The 17,760-nt window shown below is 60.6% G+C and carries 18 protein-coding genes; 5 read left to right on the forward strand and 13 right to left on the reverse strand.

The window, feature by feature from the left end:
• Position 1 precedes the first annotated feature (1 nt).
• The 5 genes from WBK23_RS13625 to sdhC all read right to left on the reverse strand — a co-directional run bounded on the left by WBK23_RS13625 (position 2) and on the right by sdhC (position 6,330).
• Complete coding sequence (locus WBK23_RS13625) at positions 2 to 2,833, reverse strand: 2-oxoglutarate dehydrogenase E1 component (protein WP_424484472.1); 2,832 nt, start codon at positions 2,831 to 2,833, stop codon at positions 2 to 4.
• Between the two features lie 250 nt (positions 2,834 to 3,083).
• Complete coding sequence (locus tag WBK23_RS13630; RefSeq protein ID WP_424484549.1) at positions 3,084 to 3,791, reverse strand: succinate dehydrogenase iron-sulfur subunit; 708 nt, start codon at positions 3,789 to 3,791, stop codon at positions 3,084 to 3,086.
• 26 nt (positions 3,792 to 3,817) lie between these two features.
• Positions 3,818 to 5,590: a succinate dehydrogenase flavoprotein subunit gene (gene sdhA, locus WBK23_RS13635; protein WP_424484473.1), complete on the reverse strand. Its 1,773-nt coding sequence runs from the start codon at positions 5,588 to 5,590 to the stop codon at positions 3,818 to 3,820.
• 3 nt (positions 5,591 to 5,593) lie between these two features.
• Positions 5,594 to 5,962, reverse strand: a complete 369-nt coding sequence (sdhD, locus tag WBK23_RS13640) for a succinate dehydrogenase, hydrophobic membrane anchor protein (protein WP_424484474.1) — start codon at positions 5,960 to 5,962, stop codon at positions 5,594 to 5,596.
• Entirely contained in the window at positions 5,956 to 6,330 is a 375-nt protein-coding gene (gene sdhC / locus WBK23_RS13645; RefSeq protein WP_090253269.1) for a succinate dehydrogenase, cytochrome b556 subunit, read from the reverse strand. The genes sdhD and sdhC overlap by 7 nt, the downstream gene beginning before the upstream one ends.
• A gap of 362 nt (positions 6,331 to 6,692) precedes the next feature.
• On the opposite strand from sdhC, the gene gltA reads away from it, so the two are divergent.
• The gene (gene gltA / locus WBK23_RS13650) at positions 6,693 to 7,967 is read left to right on the forward strand and encodes a citrate synthase (RefSeq protein WP_424484475.1); all 1,275 of its coding nucleotides are present in this window, start codon (positions 6,693 to 6,695) and stop codon (positions 7,965 to 7,967) included.
• A 125-nt stretch (positions 7,968 to 8,092) separates the two neighbouring features.
• Here gltA and WBK23_RS13655 read toward each other — a convergent pair whose 3' ends face one another.
• The gene (locus WBK23_RS13655) at positions 8,093 to 8,353 is read right to left on the reverse strand and encodes a YkgJ family cysteine cluster protein (protein WP_424484476.1); all 261 of its coding nucleotides are present in this window, start codon (positions 8,351 to 8,353) and stop codon (positions 8,093 to 8,095) included.
• A gap of 228 nt (positions 8,354 to 8,581) precedes the next feature.
• Positions 8,582 to 9,454: an NAD(P)-dependent oxidoreductase gene (locus tag WBK23_RS13660; RefSeq protein WP_424484477.1), complete on the reverse strand. Its 873-nt coding sequence runs from the start codon at positions 9,452 to 9,454 to the stop codon at positions 8,582 to 8,584.
• A 163-nt stretch (positions 9,455 to 9,617) separates the two neighbouring features.
• Here WBK23_RS13660 and WBK23_RS13665 point away from each other — a divergent pair, with 163 nt between their 5' ends.
• The 3 genes from WBK23_RS13665 to rhtA all read left to right on the forward strand — a co-directional run bounded on the left by WBK23_RS13665 (position 9,618) and on the right by rhtA (position 11,602).
• Positions 9,618 to 10,169: an exonuclease domain-containing protein gene (locus WBK23_RS13665; RefSeq protein WP_424484478.1), complete on the forward strand. Its 552-nt coding sequence runs from the start codon at positions 9,618 to 9,620 to the stop codon at positions 10,167 to 10,169.
• Between the two features lie 60 nt (positions 10,170 to 10,229).
• A complete protein-coding gene (locus WBK23_RS13670; RefSeq protein ID WP_424484479.1) occupies positions 10,230 to 10,511 on the forward strand; it encodes a pyrimidine/purine nucleoside phosphorylase in 282 nt (93 codons plus the stop codon).
• 218 nt (positions 10,512 to 10,729) lie between these two features.
• Positions 10,730 to 11,602, forward strand: a complete 873-nt coding sequence (gene rhtA / locus WBK23_RS13675) for a threonine/homoserine exporter RhtA (RefSeq protein ID WP_424484480.1) — start codon at positions 10,730 to 10,732, stop codon at positions 11,600 to 11,602.
• Here rhtA and WBK23_RS13680 read toward each other — a convergent pair.
• The 5 genes from WBK23_RS13680 to WBK23_RS13700 form a co-directional block, all read right to left on the reverse strand.
• Entirely contained in the window at positions 11,599 to 13,380 is a 1,782-nt protein-coding gene (locus WBK23_RS13680; protein WP_424484481.1) for an ABC transporter transmembrane domain-containing protein, read from the reverse strand. The two genes, rhtA and WBK23_RS13680, sit on opposite strands and share 4 nt — an antisense overlap.
• 27 nt (positions 13,381 to 13,407) lie before the next feature.
• The gene (locus WBK23_RS13685) at positions 13,408 to 13,797 is read right to left on the reverse strand and encodes a DoxX-like family protein (RefSeq protein ID WP_424484482.1); all 390 of its coding nucleotides are present in this window, start codon (positions 13,795 to 13,797) and stop codon (positions 13,408 to 13,410) included.
• Entirely contained in the window at positions 13,790 to 14,224 is a 435-nt protein-coding gene (locus WBK23_RS13690) for a thiol-disulfide oxidoreductase DCC family protein (protein WP_424484483.1), read from the reverse strand. Before WBK23_RS13690 ends, WBK23_RS13685 begins: the two co-directional genes overlap by 8 nt.
• A 192-nt stretch (positions 14,225 to 14,416) precedes the next feature.
• Positions 14,417 to 14,992, reverse strand: coding sequence for a DUF1287 domain-containing protein (locus WBK23_RS13695; protein WP_424484484.1), 576 nt, complete (start codon positions 14,990 to 14,992; stop codon positions 14,417 to 14,419).
• A 25-nt stretch (positions 14,993 to 15,017) separates the two neighbouring features.
• Positions 15,018 to 16,133 (reverse strand): ATP-NAD kinase family protein, encoded by a 1,116-nt coding sequence (locus tag WBK23_RS13700; RefSeq protein WP_424484485.1) that lies wholly within the window; start codon positions 16,131 to 16,133, stop codon positions 15,018 to 15,020.
• 152 nt (positions 16,134 to 16,285) lie between these two features.
• Here WBK23_RS13700 and WBK23_RS13705 point away from each other — a divergent pair, with 152 nt between their 5' ends.
• Positions 16,286 to 16,462, forward strand: coding sequence for a PA1571 family protein (locus WBK23_RS13705; protein WP_424484486.1), 177 nt, complete (start codon positions 16,286 to 16,288; stop codon positions 16,460 to 16,462).
• A gap of 33 nt (positions 16,463 to 16,495) precedes the next feature.
• On the opposite strand, the gene pdxB is transcribed toward WBK23_RS13705, so the two are convergent.
• A complete protein-coding gene (gene pdxB, locus WBK23_RS13710) occupies positions 16,496 to 17,644 on the reverse strand; it encodes a 4-phosphoerythronate dehydrogenase PdxB (RefSeq protein ID WP_424484487.1) in 1,149 nt (382 codons plus the stop codon).
• Positions 17,645 to 17,760: the final 116 nt, after the last annotated feature.

Consider the following 17,760-nt stretch of genomic DNA (forward strand, 5'->3'; position numbering starts at 1 on the left):
GTTAAACAGTAAAGGCGTCTTGCAGGAGTTTTTCCTGCTGTTCGGCGTGCATCGATGCATAACCACAGGCCGGTGCGGCAGAGCCTTCACGACCGGCGTATTCGAGGAACAGCGCTTTCTTGTGCGCTGTCGCCACGCGACGCATGTGATGCTGACTGCAGTACCAGGCACCCTGGTTCATCGGCTCTTCCTGACACCAGACGATGTGTTTGAGGTTCTTGTACGGGGCCAGGGCCTCGGTCAGATCCTCTTCCGGGAACGGATAAAGCTGCTCGATACGCACGATGGCGATGTCTTCGCGGCCCTCGCTGCGGCGCTTTTCCAGCAGGTCGTAGTAGACCTTGCCGCTGCACAGCACCACACGCTCGACTTTCTTCGGATCGAGCGCATCGGTTTCTGGAATCACGGTCTGGAACGAGCCTTCGGCCAGATCTTCCAGGGTCGAGATGGCCAATTTGTGGCGCAGCAACGACTTCGGAGTCAATACGACCAACGGCTTGCGCAGCGGGCGGATCACCTGGCGACGCAGTAAATGGTAGATCTGCGCCGGGGTGGTCGGTACGGCCACTTGCATGTTGTGCTCGGCGCACAGCTGCAGGTAGCGTTCCAGACGCGCCGAGCTGTGCTCAGGCCCCTGCCCTTCATAGCCGTGCGGCAGCAGCATGGTCAGACCGCACAGACGACCCCACTTGTGCTCGCCACTGGAAATGAACTGGTCGAACACCACCTGGGCACCGTTGGCGAAGTCGCCGAACTGCGCTTCCCAGATCACCAGCGACTGCGGCTGGGTGGTCGCATAGCCATACTCGAAGGCCAGTACGGCTTCTTCCGAAAGGAAAGAGTCATACAGGTCGAAGCGCGGCTGACCCTGGTAGAGGTTCTGCAGCGGCAGATAGGCATCGGCATCCTTCTGGTTGTGCAGCACCGCATGGCGGTGCGAGAAGGTGCCACGACCGATGTCCTGACCGGTCATGCGAATCGGGTGGCCTTCGAACAAGAGGGTGGCGTAGGCCATGGTTTCGGCGTAGCCCCAGTTGATCGGCAGCGCACCGGCGCTCATCTTCTGGCGGTCTTCAAGAATCTTCGCGACCTGGCGCTGCACCACGAAGCCTTCTGGAATTTCCAGCAGCTTGTTCGACAGTTCCTGCAGGGTTTTCAGCTCGAAACTGGTGTCGTGACGCGCGGTCCAGGCGTGGCCCAGGTACGGACGCCAGTCGACGAACAGCTCTTTGTTCGGCTCCTTGACCAGGCTCTTGACCACGTGCTGACCGTTATCCAGAGCGGTACGGTACTCATCGATCTTGGCCTGCACCTCATCCGTCGACTGCCGCGCGGCGGCGGTCAGAACGTCGGCATACAGCTCGCGAGTGGTGCGCTGCTTGGTGATCTGCTGATACATCAGCGGCTGGGTGCCACTCGGCTCGTCGGCCTCATTGTGACCGCGACGGCGGTAGCAAACCAGGTCGATGACCACGTCGCGCTTGTACTGCATGCGGTAGTCGACGGCCAGCTGGGTGACGAACAGCACGGCTTCCGGATCATCGCCATTGACGTGCAGGATCGGCGCTTGAATCATCTTGGCAACGTCGGTGCAGTACTCGGTAGAACGCGAGTCCAGCGGGTTGCTAATGGTGAAGCCAACCTGGTTGTTGATCACGATGTGGATGGTGCCGCCCGTCTTGAAGCCACGGGTCTGCGACATCTGGAAGGTTTCCATGACCACACCCTGACCGGCGAATGCCGCATCACCGTGCAGGGAAACCGGCAGTACTTTCTCGCCAATCGCGTCATTACGACGGTCCTGACGGGCCCGTACGGAGCCTTCGACCACCGGAGAAACGATCTCCAGGTGCGACGGGTTGAACGCCATTGCCAGGTGCACTTCGCCGCCGGCGGTCATCACGTTGGACGAGAAACCCTGGTGATATTTCACGTCACCGGAGGACAGGCCTTCGGTTTTCTTGCCTTCGAACTCGTCGAACAGGTCGCGCGGGTTCTTGCCGAAGGTGTTGACCAGCACGTTGAGGCGGCCACGGTGGGCCATACCGATAACGATTTCCTTGGTACCGTAGGAACCGGAACGCTGGATCACTTCATCGAGCAGCGGAATCAGGCTCTCGCCGCCTTCCAGACCGAAACGCTTGGTGCCCGGGTATTTGGTACCCAGGTATTTTTCCAGACCTTCAGCCGCGGTCAGGCGCTCGAGCAGGTGGCTCTGCACTTCGACGGAGAATTGTGGACGGCTGCGCACGCTTTCCAGACGTTGCTGGAACCAGCTGCGCTGCTCGGAATCGACGATATGGGTGAACTCGGCACCGATGGTGCGGCAATATGTCTGCTGCAACGCATCGCGAATTTCGCGCAGAGTAGCCTCTTCCTTGCCAATGAACAGACCACCGGTACGGAAGGTGGTGTCCAGGTCGGCGTCAGTCAGACCATAGTGGTTGATTGCCAGATCAGCCGGGGCAGGACGTTTCCAGAGACCAAGCGGATCGAGTTGAGCAGCCTGATGGCCACGCATGCGATAAGCCTGAATCAGGCGCAACACTTCAACCTGCTTCTTTTCGTGCTCGCTGCTTACGCTACCGGCGGACACCGGTTGGGCGCGACGCTGGTTTTTAGCAAGCAGGACGAAATGATCGCGAATGGTTGAGTGCGATACGTCTGTAGCGGCGCTGCCGTCAGTCGGCAACTTCTGGAAGTAGGTGCGCCACTCTTCTGGCACAGCGTTGGGATCGTGCAGGTAAAGCTCATAGAGCTCTTCCACATAGGCAGCGTTACCACCGGATAGGTGGGCACTGTCCCACATGCGCTGCATCACGCTTTCTTGCATGCTTGGTCACCCTCGGTAAGGGGACACCACCGGCGTGGAGGCCGTAATTGCGGCTAATAGTCCTGAAGCAGCGACTGGTAAGCCACTACGGGTCCCGCAGATAGTCCGGGCACCAGCCCGGATGCCCCTGCTGGTCGTCATATTTTTCAAATTAAGAACCGCCGCTTTGTGAGCTGCCGTTCTTGCTAAAACTACGGCACTGGGGTTGAGGCCAGCGCCGCAGGTGTTACAGGTCCAACAAAAACGCGAATCAGGTACCGCTTTGCAGAAGCATGTTGCGTACGTGGCCGATTGCCTTGGTCGGGTTAAGACCCTTAGGGCAGACGTTCACGCAGTTCATGATGCCGCGGCAGCGGAACACGCTGAACGGATCGTCCAGCGCGGCCAGACGCTCTTCAGTCTGGGTATCACGGCTGTCAGCCAGGAAGCGGTAGGCCTGCAGCAACGCAGCGGGACCGAGGAACTTGTCTGGGTTCCACCAGAACGACGGGCAGCTGGTGGAGCAGCAAGCACACAGGATGCACTCGTACAGCCCGTCCAGTTTCTCACGCTCTTCCGGGCTCTGCAGACGCTCGATGGCCGGAGCCGGCGTGTTGTTCTGCAAATACGGCTGCACCTTCTCGTACTGCTTGTAGAAGATGCTCATATCGACAACCAGGTCACGAATGACTGGCAGGCCAGGCAGTGGGCGAATCACCAGCTTGCCGCCCTTCAGGCCAGCCGCCGAAATCGGCGTGATGCAGGCCAGGCCATTCTTGCCATTGATGTTCATGCCATCGGAACCGCACACGCCCTCACGGCAGGAGCGACGATAGGAGAAGCCCTCGTCCTGTTCCTTGATCAGTGCCAGCACGTCGAGGACCATGATGTCCTTGCCGCCAGTGTCGACCTGGAAGTCCTGCATAAACGGCGCAGCATCCTGCTCCGGGTTGTAACGATAAACGCTTACTTGCAACAGATTGGCTTGCGACATATCAGGCACCCTTAATAAGTCCGAACCTTAGGCTCAAAGGCGGGAACTGTCTTCGGCGAGAAGTTGACCGAACGTTTGCTGACGCGCTTCTCACCCGGGAAGTACAGGGAGTGGCACAGCCAGTTTTCGTCGTCACGCTCTTCGAAGTCTTCACGAGCGTGAGCACCACGGGATTCTTTACGAACCTCGGCAGCGATCGCGGTGGCTTCCGCCACTTCGAGAAGGTTTTGCAGTTCCAATGCTTCGATACGCGCAGTGTTGAATGCCTGGCTCTTGTCCGCGATTTTGACAGTCGCGATCCGCTCACGCAGGTCGGCCAGCTGGGTAATACCTTTCTGCATGTACTCACCGGTGCGGAACACACCGAAGTAGTTTTGCATGCACTGTTGCAGCTCTTTACGCAGCGGAGCCACATCTTCGCCAGTTTGGCGCTCGTTGACGCCAGCCAGACGGCCCAGCGACTTCTCGATGTCGGTTTCGCTGGCACCACGGACTTCCACGCCTTCTTTCAGCGCTTTTTCCAGGTGAATACCCGCCGCACGACCGAAGACCACCAGGTCGAGCAGCGAGTTGCCGCCCAGACGGTTGGCACCGTGTACAGATACGCAGGCCACTTCACCTACGGCAAACAGCCCGTCGATGATCTTGTCGTTGCCGTTGGCGTCCTGGGTAATGGCCTGACCATGAATGTTGGTCGGCACGCCGCCCATCATGTAATGGCAGGTCGGGATTACCGGAACTGGAGCGACAACTGGGTCGACGTGAGCGAAGGTCTTCGACAGTTCACAGATACCTGGCAGACGGCTGTGCAGCACGTCTTCACCGAGGTGGTCGAGCTTCAGCAGTACGTGATCCTTGTCCGGGCCACAACCGTTGCCGGCGATGACTTCCTTGACCATGGAGCGCGCAACCACGTCGCGGCCGGCCAGGTCTTTGGCGTTCGGAGCATAGCGTTCCATGAAGCGCTCGCCATGAACGTTGATCAGGTAACCACCCTCTCCACGGCAGCCTTCAGTGACCAGCACGCCGGCACCGGCAATACCGGTCGGGTGGAACTGCCACATCTCGATGTCCTGCACCGGCACGCCGGCACGCAGGGCCATGCCCACGCCGTCACCCGTGTTGATCAGGGCGTTGGTGGTGGACGCGTAAATACGACCCGCACCGCCAGTGGCCAGAACCACGGCCTTGGAACGGATGTAAACGGTTTCGCCGGTTTCGATGCAAATAGCGATCACACCGACAATCGCGCCGTCCTGGTTGCTCACCAGGTCAACTGCGTACCACTCGTTGAGGAACGAGGTGCCGGCTTTCAGGTTGGCCTGATACAGGGTGTGCAGCAGCGCGTGACCGGTACGGTCGGCTGCGGCGCAAGTACGGGCAGCCTGGACCGACGGATTATCCGGCCCCTTGGACTGACCACCGAACGGGCGCTGATAGATACGGCCTTGTTCAGTACGGGAGAACGGCAGCCCCATGTGTTCCAGCTCGAACACGGCTTCCGGGCCAACGGAGCACATATATTCGATCGCGTCTTGGTCACCGATATAGTCGGAGCCCTTGACGGTGTCATACATGTGCCAGCGCCAATCATCATTCGGGTCGTTGGACGCGATGGCACAGGTGATGCCGCCCTGGGCGGATACGGTGTGCGAACGGGTCGGAAAGACCTTGGTGACTACAGCGGTCTTGTGACCGCCCTGAGCCAGTTGCAGGGCCGCGCGCATGCCCGCGCCGCCGCCGCCAACGATGATGGCGTCATAAGAAAGAGTGCGAATAGTCATGGATCAGTTACCCCAAAAAATCTGCACGCCCCAGACGAAGAACACGAACATGGCAACGCCACACGTGGCCTGGAACAGAAAACGCACCACAGTCGCCCACTTGCCCAGCGCCATCGGCGTCAGGTAGTCGGTGGAAATTGTCCACATGCCTACCCAGGCGTGAACGCTGAGCGCCACCAGGGTCAACATGCTGAAGATGCGCATCGCATTATTGGAGAACAGTGCCTGCCACTCGGCGTAGCCCATACCTGGGTTACACAGGATAAAACCGAGCAGAAACAGCACATAAGCCGCGAGGACGACAGCAGAGACACGCTGTGCCATCCAGTCATAAAGACCCGAACGCGAGAAGTTCGTGACGTTGGTTACCATATCCACACCCCCAGCAGCACGATCACGATCGTCGATACGACGAGAACGATTTTCGAACCCAGCTTGCCGCCTTCCAGCGTCTCACCGATGCCCATGTCCATGATCAAGTGGCGTACGCCGGCCACCAGGTGGTACAGCAGAGCGGACAACAGACCCCAAATCACAAACTTGGCCAGCGGGCTGGTCAAGCATTCCTGCACCTGGGCGAAGCCCTCTTCGGACGCCAGCGACTTGTCGAGGCCATACAGCAGAATGGCGATACCAACAAAGAGGATGACACCGGAGATACGGTGAAGAATGGACGTGTAAGCAGTGATTGGGAGTTTGATAGTCCTAAGGTCTAGGTTTACAGGTCTTTGGCTATTCACGGCTTTTTTATCACACTGAGAGCCCCTAACTATCAGGGCAAAGTTGTCGGGAGGTGCACTGGTCAGGTACCCATCACCCAAGGAGTGACAACCGCCAAAAGACAGGCTAAAGCCCCTGGCAGCTGGGCGCAGAGTATAGACAGTTAGGTTACTAATGACAACGCAAAGCCCCCTACCTAAAAGCGCATTGCGCGCCTCGAATAAATGGCGTAAAGAGCCACTTTAAAAGCCCAAAAACCACCCGCAAACCCTTCTGCCGCCTGGGTTTTCGCAAATTGACATTCGAATTTATCTCACTATAGTGGTGCGGGCCCTGCGTGGGGGGCAGTCAGATGATTTCAAGCATAACTAGGAGGCCAAACATGGCTGACAAAAAAGCGCAGTTGATCATCGAGGGCGCAGCCCCCGTCGAGCTGCCCATTTTAACCGGCACCGTTGGTCCCGATGTAATTGACGTGCGGGGCTTAACCGCCACGGGCCGTTTCACATTTGATCCTGGCTTCATGTCCACCGCTTCGTGCGAGTCGAAGATCACCTACATCGACGGCGACCAGGGCATCCTGCTGCACCGCGGCTACCCCATTGAACAGCTGGCAGAGAAATCCGACTACCTGGAAACCTGCTACCTGCTGCTCAACGGCGAGCTGCCGACCGCAGAGGAAAAAGCCAAGTTCGTCAGCACCATCAAGAACCACACCATGGTTCACGAACAACTGAAGAGCTTCTTCAACGGCTTCCGCCGTGACGCTCACCCGATGGCCATCATGTGTGGCGTAGTCGGCGCCCTCTCGGCCTTCTACCACGACTCCCTGGACATCAATAACCCGCATCACCGCGAAGTATCGGCCATGCGCCTGGTCGCCAAGATGCCGACCATCGCTGCCATGACCTACAAGTACTCCATGGGTCAACCGATGATGTATCCGCGTAACGACCTGAACTACGCGGAAAACTTCCTGCACATGATGTTCAACACCCCGTGCGAGATCAAACCGATCAGCCCGGTGCTGGCCAAGGCCATGGATAAAATCTTTATCCTGCACGCCGACCATGAGCAGAACGCTTCGACTTCCACCGTACGCCTGGCCGGCTCCTCGGGTGCCAACCCGTTCGCCTGTATCGCTGCCGGTATCGCCGCCCTCTGGGGCCCGGCGCATGGCGGTGCCAACGAAGCCGTACTGAGCATGCTGGATGAGATTGGCGATGTGTCCAACATCGACACGTTCATCGCCAAGGCCAAAGACAAGAACGATCCGTTCAAGTTGATGGGCTTCGGCCATCGCGTTTACAAGAACCGCGATCCGCGTGCCACCGTGATGAAGCAGACCTGCGACGAAGTGCTGAAAGAGCTGGGCATCACCAACGATCCGCAGCTGCAGCTGGCCATGCGCCTGGAAGAGATCGCCCTGACCGATCCGTACTTCAAGGAACGCAACCTGTACCCGAACGTCGACTTCTACTCGGGCATCATCCTCAAGGCGATCGGCATTCCGACCAGCATGTTCACCGTGATCTTCGCCCTGGCGCGGACCGTCGGCTGGATCTCGCACTGGAAAGAAATGCTCTCCAGCCCGTACAAGATTGGCCGTCCGCGCCAGCTGTACACCGGCTACCCGCAGCGCGACCTGAAGAAGTAATTCAGTTCTTGCCGCATAAAAAAGGCTGCCCTCGGGCAGCCTTTTTTGCATCTTGGATTTGGTGCCGGTGTACGACTTCGCGACCTAGCCCCAATCAAGGCGACTGAATGAGCGGCACGCGCCTATCAGAGCGCTGCGGCAGTGCTCTGCTCCAACCAGCCAATCAATTGAATAGCCTCTGCCGCGCTGCTGCCGCAGACATACTCCGCAGCATGGAAGGCCGAGCAGACCGCAGGCCGCTGCGGCTGGCCGAAGATCAAACAGAAGTTGTCGGCATCCAACTGAATGCAGCGCACACCCGCCGGCTTACCGTCGGGCATACCGGGTATCGGCGAACTGATCGAAGGAGCAATGCAGCAGGCACCGCAGCCAGCACGGCAATTCATGACAGGAGAACCTCAAAGACAACGGCACGGTGGCACAGGCCGGCGATTCTACGTCGGCGCATGCGACTTGGCAGCCGGCCAAGTGCAGATTCAGGCGAGCGGTAGGCGCAAACGGAACTGCGTGCCCAGCCCTGGCGTGCTGCACACCTGCAACTCCGCACCCAAAGCATCCACCGCCAGCTAATGCAGGACATGGCTCGAAGGCGCAAAGCAGGCCAGATCAGCGTGCTACTTACGCCCCTGCAGGCGGGCAAACAGGCTGGAGGTGTCCCAACGGCCGCCGCCCATACCCTGCACATCGGCATAGAACTGATCAACCAGCGCCGTCACCGGTAGCTGTGCACCGTTGCTGCGGGCCTCATCGAGCAGGATCGACAGGTCCTTGCGCATCCAGTCCACGGCAAAACCATGCTCGAACTCGCCGGCCAGCATGGTTTTATGGCGATTATCCAACTGCCAGGACTGCGCCGCCCCCTTGCCGATCACCTCCATCGCACCATGCGCGTCGAGGCCGGCGCACTGGGCGAAATGCAACGCCTCGGACAAACCCTGAACCAGCCCGGCGATGCAGATCTGATTGACCATCTTGGTCAGCTGACCACTGCCGGCCTCACCCATCAGCCGAACCATGCGAGCGTAGGCCTGAATCACCGGCTCGGCCTGGGCATAGGTCGCCGCCTCACCGCCGACCATAATGGTCAGCGCGCCATTCTGCGCGCCGGCCTGACCACCAGAGACCGGTGCATCGAGAAAGCCCAGCTGCCGCGTAGCCGCTTCGCCGGCCAGTTCACGGGCGACCTGCGCCGAGGCCGTGGTGTGATCAATCAATACGGCCCCTGTGGCCATCCCGGCGAACGCGCCATCAGCCCCCAGCACCACGCTGCGCAGGTCATTGTCGTTGCCCACGCAGACCATCACGAACTCGGCCCCCGCGGCCGCCTCTCGAGGAGTTGGCGCATGACTGCCGGCATATTCGGCGGCCCACTGCGCAGCCTTGGCGGCGCTGCGGTTGTACACACAAACCTGATGCCCGGCGCGCACCAGATGCCCGGCCATCGGGTAACCCATTACACCCAGCCCGATAAACGCCACCTTTGCCATGCACACCTCTACGTTGGATTACTGTCTTGGCTCACACCAGATGCTAAGGATGCCCGCCACACAGGGCATAGCGCCAGCACAGCGAGCAGGCAAAACTGTATGGATACGCGCTTTACCCAGGCGCGAAAGTCCTTCCATACTCGCTGCACGCTAAGGAGGGCTTATGCAGCATTGGCTGGTAATTGACCTGGAAGCCACCACCGAAGAAGGTGGCTGGCCAGTGACAGAAATGGAAATCATCGAAATCGGGGCCAGTCTGGTCAACGCTGACGGCCATGAGCTCGAACACTTTCAGCGTTTCGTGCGGCCCGTGCGCCGCCCGCACCTGACGCATTTCTGTCGTCAGCTCACCCAAATCAGCCAGACCGAGGTGGATGCCGCCGCACCGCTGGCCACGGTCTGGGCACAATTCGAGCGCTGGCTGCTGGCGCACCAGGCGCAACTGGCGGGCTGGGCCAGCTGGGGCGACTATGACCGCCGCCAACTCGAGCAGGAGTGGCGCGCCCACAGCCTCAGCAGCTACCTGAGCCAGATACCCCATCTCAACCTGAAGAAGCGCTTTGCCGAAGCGCGCCAGCTACCCAGCCCGATCGGCCTGAAGATGGCCATGAACCTCGCCGGATTGCAGTTTCAGGGCCAGCAGCACCGCGCCCTGACCGATGCACGCAATACCGCCCGCCTGTTGCCACTGGTATTGCCCGTGCAAAGCAGATGACGAAGAAAAAACGCTTGGGCATACTGGCGAGCCTTTTTTAACCCCTTCGAGGAACTGCAGATGTTCAAGGTCAATGAATACTTCGACGGCACCGTCAAATCCATCGCCTTCGGCATGGCTGAAGGCCCGGCCACCATTGGCGTGATGGCTGCAGGCGAGTACGAATTCGGCACCGATCAGCTGGAAATCATGCACGTGGTGGCCGGCGCACTGACCGTCAAGCTGCCAGGCAGCGAAAACTGGGAAACCTTCACCAGCGGCAGCAAGTTCACCGTGCCGGCCAACAGCAAGTTCCAGCTCAAGGTGGCGGCCGATACCGCCTACCTGTGCGAATACCGCTAAGAACCTGTTTACGATCTGCTGCGCGTCGGCGATACGGCGTTAGAAATGGCCTCGGAAGCTGCTCATTTACAGCCAGTAAACTCCGCGCCCTCGGCCATTTCTGCCTTGTCTCGCTCTAGCTCGCGAGATCGAAAACAGCTTCTAAGCCATAGAACACCTGAAAGCCGGCCTCTGTGGCCGGCTTTTTTATTAACCAATTAAGCGTCAAGGAACAGCCCATGCCGCGCTCATCGCAATTCTCCCTGGTGATCCTGCCGATAATATTGCTGCTGATCGCCATGACCTCGATCCAGAGCGGTGCGTCCCTGGCCAAGGGGCTGTTTCCGGAAATCGGCGCAACCGGCACCACAGCCCTGCGCCTGAGCCTCGGCGCGCTGATTCTGTGCGTGCTGATGCGCCCCTGGCAGGCCAAGCTGACCCTCAAATCCTGCCGCTCGCTGCTGGCCTACGGACTATCGCTGGGCAGCATGAACCTGCTGTTCTACCTCTCGCTGAAAACCATTCCCTTAGGGATAGCCGTGGCCCTGGAATTCACCGGCCCGCTCGGCCTGGCACTGCTGTCGTCGCGGCGGCTGCTGGATTTCGTCTGGATCGCCCTGGCGGTATTCGGCCTCTGGCTGCTGTTGCCCACAGGCCAGAGTGATGTGCCACTCGACCCCATGGGCATGGCCCTGGCCCTGGCCGCTGGTCTGTGCTGGGCGCTGTATATCGTCTTCGGGCAGAAAGCCGGGGCCGAACACGGCAAGCAGACCGTGGCCCTGGGCACCATAGTCGCGGCCTTGTTGGTGTTCCCGATTGGCCTGTGGCAAGCCGGCAGCAGCATGTTCTCGCTGGATCTGCTGCCCATCGCCCTCGCTGTAGCGGTGCTGTCCTCGGCCCTGCCCTACAGCCTGGAAATGGTCGCCCTGACCCGCCTGCCTGCGCGCACCTTCAGTGTGCTGATGAGCATGGAGCCGGCGATTGCCGCCCTCTCCGGGCTGCTGTTCCTGAGCGAACGCCTGAGCCTGAGCCAATGGCTGGCAATCAGCGCCATCATTCTCGCCTCGGCCGGAGCAGCAGCGACCATCAAACCGAAAAGCAAAACCGCTTAGAGCGCAGGCTCGGTGGTATCGCTATTAAATTGCAGCTCCGCTAAGCGCGCATACAGCGGACTACTGCTGACCAACTCACTGTGCGTGCCGATGGCCACCAGCTTGCCGTGGTCGATCACCGCAATCCGATCAGCACTCTTTACCGTGGCCAGGCGGTGGGCGATCACCAGGGTGGTACGGCCCTGCATCAAGCGCGGCAAGGCTTGCTGAATCAGGTGTTCGCTCTCCGCATCCAGCGCGCTGGTGGCTTCATCGAGCAGCAGAATCGGTGCATCCACCAGCAGCGCACGGGCAATCGCCAAGCGCTGGCGCTGACCACCGGAAAGCCCCAGGCCGGCATCGCCCAGGTGAGTCTGGTAGCCATTGGGCAGCTTCATAATGAATTCGTGGGCATGCGCAGCCTTGGCGGCGGCCTCCACCTCGGCCAGGCTGGCCGTGGTTTTGCCGTAGCGGATATTGTCCTCCACCGAGCCAAAGAACAGCGCCGGGCTCTGCGACACCAAGGCGAAGCTGCGGCGCAGCTCATACGGATCAAGCTGTTGAATCGGCTGACCGTCGATCAAGATGCGCCCCTGTTGCGGGTCGAAAAAGCGCAGCAACAGATCAAACAGCGTGGATTTACCCGCACCGGACGGCCCGACCAGCGCCAGGGTTTCCCCCGCGGCGACCTGCAGATCGATGCCATCCACGGCAAAACTGCCGAGACGCGATGGGTAGGAGAAGCGCAAGCCCTGCAGCTCAATACACCCGGCGACCGGTTGCGGCAATCTCAGGCCATCGGCAACCGGCGCAGTGATTTCATTACGCGCCTGCAACAGCTCGGCGATACGCTCAGCCGCACCGGCGGCGCGTTGCAGCTCACCGATCACCTCGCTAAGCGTGCCGAAGGCCGAGCCCACAATCAGGCTGTAAAACACGAAGGCTGCCAGCTCACCGCCGGAAATCCGCCCGGCGATCACGTCCATGCCGCCGACCCAGAGCATCACCCCAACCGCGCCGAGCACCAGCACGATCACCACGGTAATCAGCCAGGCGCGCTGGGCAATGCGCTGGCGCGCAGTATCGAAGGCGGCCTCGGCGGACAAACCGAAACGGCGCTTGTCTTCGGCCTGGTGGTTGTAGGCCTGCACAGTCTTGATCTGCCCCAGCACCTCGCCAACATAGCTGCCAACATCCGCCACCCGGTCCTGGCTCTGGCGTGACAGCGCGCGCACGCGACGGCCGAAAATCAGGATCGGCGCGACCACCAGCGGCAGCGCCATCAGCACGATGCCGCTGAGCTTGGCGTTGGTCACCACCAGCAGCACACTGCCGCCGACCAGCATGATCAGGTTACGCAGCGCCATCGACAGCGACGAGCCGATCACCGACTGCAGCAGCGTGGTATCGGCAGTCAGACGCGACTGAATCTCCGAGCTGCGGTTGCTCTCATAAAAGCCTGGATGCAGCTCAATCAGGTGGTTAAACACCCGCTTGCGGATATCGGCGACAAAACGCTCACCGATCCACGACACCAGATAAAAGCGGGTAAAAGTGCCAATGGCCAGTGCCAGCACCAGTACGAAAAATAGCCCGATCGACTGCTGCAGCGCCGCCGGCGACTGGGTCGCCAGGCCCTGGTCGACCAACAGCTTGATGCCCTGCCCCATCGACAAAGTGATAGCGGCGGTAAACATCAGCGCCAGCAAGGCCCCGAACACACGACCGCGATACGGCGCAATAAAGCGCCAAGCCATACGCAAGGCATTGCGCTGACGGGAAGACAGGATCGAAAGCATGGAGGCTCGCAGAGGCGCTGACGCCCGTTAATTAGGAGGCGATTGCGGCGTTTCCGCCCGCCAGGCCACCCAACACAGCGCCAAAGCGGCGAGATTGGTGGACAGCGGATTGAACGCCTGCAGCAGTAGATGGGGGCTGAATAGCGCCACATCAAGCAGCAACCCAATCAACAGCACACCCGCCAGCAACAATGGCCAGCGCTGACGCCGCCAAAGCAGCAGAAGACCCAGGATGATTTCCGCCAGACCGGCGATACGTGCCACCCACTCGGGGGCTGGCAGATTGTGGGCCTGGACCATCGCCAGCTCATCCGGGCTTAACCAGAGAATCTTCGGCACCAAGCCGTGCCAGATAAACACCAAACCCAAGCTAATGCGCGCAATCCAGGCTATATGCAGCAGGCGCGGATCAGTCATGCAAAAAGCGCCGGGCATGGTCGGCGTTTGGTATGAGACAACTGTCGTAGCGGCCGAATAACCGGTAGCGATTCAGCGCAATACGGTCATAGCACCAGTCACGTATGGGCCGTGGAATCAGCCGCAGCCAGGCCAGAAAACGCCATGGATTAGGCAGCTGGGCAACGATGCGCAGCACCGCATCCGAGCGCAGCAACATCTGACCATCCTCGATCAACGCCATGCTGTCGAAATGATCGGTCGGCAAACCGCCCCACTCCAATAGCGCCTGGCCCTCGACCGATTGCACCGAGGCCAAACGAAAGCGCTGCTCAACGTCATGACGAATCAGAAACTTCGCCCAGCCGTTGCACAGCTTGCACACCCCATCAAACAGCACCACGCGCTCGCCGGGCTGGATAAGGGGTGGAAGTGTTTGCTCCTGCATAGCCAGCTCCTTCTGTGCGGCCCTTAGAGCCTATTTACGATCTCGCGAGCTAGAGCCAGACAAGGCGCTACGTAGTAACAGCCTCCGGCTGGTCAAAACGCCGAGGAAGCGGAGTTTACTGGCTGTAAATGAGCATTCCGAGGCTGTTTTTAACACAGGATGGCCGACGCGCAGCAGATCGTAAACAGGTTCTTAGGCGGCGGGGATACGGTAATGGCCAGTAATCTTGAAGCGAAAGAGAATGTCCTCTTCCTGGGTGCCGCGGCCGATATTGTGCAGTACCAGGGGTACGCCGCTGCCGGCCTGGCGATCGCTGATAATGCCTATATGGGTCAGGCCGCCACCCAAGTCCCAGGTGACGATATCGCCCGGGCGATAGCGCTCGGCATCCTGGCCAAGCGGCAGCGCCCAGCCCTGGCGTTTGAACCAGGTCATCAAGTTCGGCACGCGGCGATGATCAATATTGCTGTCGGGCAGGCTTAGCCCCCAGTTCTTTGGATACAGGCGAAAGTTCGCGCGCATGTCCTGATGCACCGCCGGCTGCAAGTCGAGCCCCTGCTGGCGTAGCGCGCGGATCACCACATCGGTACACACGCCGGTATTTAGCGGTACATCGCCATTGGGGTAACTCAGGCGGCGATAGGCGGGGTCGTAGCTCAGGGTTACGCCGACCTGCTCGCGGGCGGCCGTGACCAGGGCATCGGCCTGCAGTGCCCAGGCCTGGGCGCTCAGCAGAATACTCAGCGCAAACAGCAGAATTGCCCGCATAAACGCCTCCTTAATAGTTCAGCGGCTACTTGCCTACTGGATAGAGCAGCTCTTCCTTATAACCGGCCCACACGCGCACAACATCGGGAAAGGCATCGTCGAGCGCGACATCACCACTGTCCACCAGCAGCGGCCGGCCTTCCAGCGTGCCGAGCTTGCGCTTGGTGGCGACCACACGCAGGTTTTCCAGGCCGATGGCGCGCAGCACCCGTGGGCTGATCTGCTGATTGCCACGGCCAATGATATGGCCCTGGCCGCCGATGGCGGTGACCAGCAGGCGCGCGGGATGGCCATCAATCAGTTCGAATAGCTGCGCTTCGGTTACATCGCTGGCCAGCAACTGGCCGTTTTCGACCACATCGACGCCGAGCAGCGTGGTCTCCAGCCCAAGATTCTGCGCCAAGCCATGCAGGGTCGAACCGGGGCCGAACACATAGCGCACATCGGTTTCCCAGCTGTCCTGCAGCCAGTCGGCCAGATCGCCCAGCACCAGCTCTTCGGACTCCACGCCACCCTGTTTGACCTGCTGCACATAGCCGCCTTCCTGCGGCACCGTCAGCTCGCCATACCAGCGTGCGGTAACGCGACCCTCGCGCAGGGCACTTTCGTCGATGTCGCGTACCTCGCCACTGCTCAGGCGTACCAGGCCGCCCTCGATCAGCCGCGCGGTCAACTCACCGGCTGCGCGCGGGCTGATGGCATAGACCCCGGACTGGATCTTCACCCCGGCCGGAATACCCAGCACCGGCTGGCCTTCGCGCACGGCGGCGCAAATGTCCCGCGCCGTACCATCGCCGCCGGCGAACAGAATCAGCGCCACGCCGGCATCCTGCAGCCGCTCAACGGCCTCGCGGGTATCGGCGGCGCTGCTGGGGCCCGCGCCTAGCTCACCAACCACACGGTGGGCAAAGCCCATCTGGGCCAGCAAATCGGCACCCATCGCGCCGGAAAAGGTGACGAATTCCAGGCGCTCGCGCAGCGGCAGCAGCACCTCAAGGGCGGTTTGCGTACGCAGCGCCGACTTGGCCTCAACGCCCAAAGCCAAGGCCTGCTCGGCCATGCCGTCACTGCCCTTGAACCCCGCGGGGCCGCCCAGCCCGGCCAAAGGGTTGATGATCAAACCAATATGGAAAAGCCCCATAACACCCTCTGATTCAATACCTGCCTGCTCAATACCTGCCGGCCCTGGCACAGTGCCTGCAAAGGCTGACTGGCCCTGTGCCCTGCGGCGGTTTTCTGCCGTCGCAGTTGTCACAGCGCCTTCATCTAACACTCATAAAATCGCGCTAACCGATGAGGAGACACGCCATGCACAGCCCACAACAGAATTCGCAAAAGACCACGACAATGCCAGTAGGCGGCTTTGTTATCGACGCCCAAGGCCGCGAAATCCCGATCACCGAAGACATGATCCAGCAGGCCTGCAATGCACTGGAAAAAGCCCAGCAGCAAGCCGCCAAACGTAAGTAACCTTTCCCGCCAGGGCAGCATCGCTGCCCTTCGCTACCGCTGATTCAACCTCGCACCCAACGCCTGCACCAAGCTGACCAACACCGGCGCATCGCCCTTTATGCTGACGTCCAACCCGTCGATTTCCCGACGCATTGGGTAGTGTTTACGCAGCCCGTCAAAGGTCGCACGCCGCGTTGTGGCATCGCCCTGCAGGCTCCGGCGAAAGTCCGCATCATCACGACGCGGGTCGTACACCGCGCGGCAGATACTGGCCAAGGCCCAGGCCGGGTCGGCGCTGGCATCAATAGTCAGATCGCTCAGCCAGGCGGCCGGCATCAGTTGCGCCAACTCGACGCTGGGCGCAACACCGAGGTGCTGACACAGCGCCTGATAGATCTGCGCCGTACCGCGCAGCTTGCCGTCCAGGCTGTAACCGGCGATATGCGGCGTGGCGATGCGGCACAAGGCGACCAGCTCGACATCCGCCTGCGGCTCGCCTTCCCAAACATCCAGCACCACCTGCAGATCGCTGCGCTGCGCCAGTAACTGGCGCAAGGCCTGGTTATCCACCACCGCGCCGCGACTGGCGTTGATCAGCCAGCTACCTGGCTTGAGTGCGGCCAGGCGCGCCTGATTGAATAGATGATGAGTTGGATGTTCACCCAGGCGTTCCAGCGGCGCATGCAGGCTGATCACATCGCACTCGGCCAGCACCTGCTGCAGGCTGACAAAATCGCCGCCCTCGGCCGCCTGGCGCGGCGGATCGCAGACCAGCACGCGCCAGCCCAGGCCGCGCAGCACCTTGAGCAGACGACTGCCAACCTGCCCCGCGCCGATCACGCCATAAGTGCGGCTAGCCAGATCGACGCCCTGCTGTTCAGCCAATACCAACAGGCTGCCCAGCACATAGTCCACCACGCCGCGGGCGTTACAGCCCGGCGCGCTGGCCCAGGCGATGCTGGCCTGCTGAAAGTAGTCGAGGTTCAGATGGTCGGTACCGATGGTGCAGGTGCCGACAAACTTCACTGCCGAGCCTTCGAGCAGCGCGCGATCGACTTGAGTCACCGAACGCACCAGCAGCAGGTCGGCATCGGCGACGGCAGCCGCATCGATACCACGGCCGGGCAAGCGGTGAATCTCGCCAAAACCGGCAAAGAACTCATCGAGCAGGGGGATGTTTTCGTCGGCGACTATTCGCATGGGCAGGCTCCACAAGTCAGGCCGGCATTCTAACCCGCCTGGGCGATTTGACCCGCTAGCACCGTGCAAACAAATCGCATCAAGGTTTCCTGACCAAGACGTCAAAGCGTAGACTG

It is taken from the genome of Pseudomonas sp. (assembly GCF_049653025.1).
In the GTDB taxonomy this organism is placed as follows: Bacteria; Pseudomonadota; Gammaproteobacteria; order Pseudomonadales; family Pseudomonadaceae; genus Aquipseudomonas.

Bases quoted from the DNA above. Each gene is read 5' to 3' on its own strand.
- WBK23_RS13625 (WP_424484472.1), bottom strand. From the start codon at position 2,833: ATGCAAGAAAGCGTGATGCAGCGCATGTGGGACAGTGCCCACCTATCC.
- sdhA (WP_424484473.1), bottom strand. From the start codon at position 5,590: ATGACTATTCGCACTCTTTCTTATGACGCCATCATCGTTGGCGGCGGC.
- sdhD (WP_424484474.1), bottom strand. From the start codon at position 5,962: ATGGTAACCAACGTCACGAACTTCTCGCGTTCGGGTCTTTATGACTGG.
- gltA (WP_424484475.1), top strand. From the start codon at position 6,693: ATGGCTGACAAAAAAGCGCAGTTGATCATCGAGGGCGCAGCCCCCGTC.
- WBK23_RS13655 (WP_424484476.1), bottom strand. From the start codon at position 8,353: ATGAATTGCCGTGCTGGCTGCGGTGCCTGCTGCATTGCTCCTTCGATC.
- WBK23_RS13660 (WP_424484477.1), bottom strand. From the start codon at position 9,454: ATGGCAAAGGTGGCGTTTATCGGGCTGGGTGTAATGGGTTACCCGATG.
- WBK23_RS13665 (WP_424484478.1), top strand. From the start codon at position 9,618: ATGCAGCATTGGCTGGTAATTGACCTGGAAGCCACCACCGAAGAAGGT.
- WBK23_RS13670 (WP_424484479.1), top strand. From the start codon at position 10,230: ATGTTCAAGGTCAATGAATACTTCGACGGCACCGTCAAATCCATCGCC.
- rhtA (WP_424484480.1), top strand. From the start codon at position 10,730: ATGCCGCGCTCATCGCAATTCTCCCTGGTGATCCTGCCGATAATATTG.
- WBK23_RS13680 (WP_424484481.1), bottom strand. From the start codon at position 13,380: ATGCTTTCGATCCTGTCTTCCCGTCAGCGCAATGCCTTGCGTATGGCT.
- WBK23_RS13685 (WP_424484482.1), bottom strand. From the start codon at position 13,797: ATGACTGATCCGCGCCTGCTGCATATAGCCTGGATTGCGCGCATTAGC.
- WBK23_RS13690 (WP_424484483.1), bottom strand. From the start codon at position 14,224: ATGCAGGAGCAAACACTTCCACCCCTTATCCAGCCCGGCGAGCGCGTG.
- WBK23_RS13695 (WP_424484484.1), bottom strand. From the start codon at position 14,992: ATGCGGGCAATTCTGCTGTTTGCGCTGAGTATTCTGCTGAGCGCCCAG.
- WBK23_RS13700 (WP_424484485.1), bottom strand. From the start codon at position 16,133: ATGGGGCTTTTCCATATTGGTTTGATCATCAACCCTTTGGCCGGGCTG.
- WBK23_RS13705 (WP_424484486.1), top strand. From the start codon at position 16,286: ATGAGGAGACACGCCATGCACAGCCCACAACAGAATTCGCAAAAGACC.
- pdxB (WP_424484487.1), bottom strand. From the start codon at position 17,644: ATGCGAATAGTCGCCGACGAAAACATCCCCCTGCTCGATGAGTTCTTT.